The 320-nt window shown below is 63.1% G+C and carries 1 pseudogene; it reads left to right on the top strand.

The features are described 5' to 3' along the window. Positions 1–320, top strand: a pseudogene (locus tag AAEZ05_RS28055) (acetolactate synthase 3 large subunit); the annotation flags it as partial.

Here is a 320-nt window from a genome sequence, read left to right as displayed (position 1 = left end):
GCCCTGTGGTGGTCGATATCCCGAAAGACATGACCAACCCGGCCGAAAAATTCGAATACGTTTTTCCCAAGAAAGCCAAGCTGCGTTCCTACAGTCCGGCCGTCCGTGGGCACTCGGGGCAGATCCGCAAGGCGGCAGAAATGCTCCTGGCGGCCAAGCGCCCCGTGTTGTACTCCGGCGGTGGCGTGATTCTGGGCGGCGGTTCCGCGCCACTCACCGAGCTGGCCAAGCTGCTCAACCTGCCGGTGACCAACACCCTGATGGGCCTCGGCGCATTCCCGGGTTCGGACCGTCAGTTTGTCGGCATGCTCGGCATGCAC

The organism is Pseudomonas sp. HY13-MNA-CIBAN-0226, from assembly GCF_040310305.1.
GTDB classification, from domain to species: domain Bacteria; phylum Pseudomonadota; class Gammaproteobacteria; order Pseudomonadales; family Pseudomonadaceae; genus Aquipseudomonas; species Aquipseudomonas gregormendelii.
This window is presented reverse-complemented; position numbering and strand designations above follow the sequence as displayed.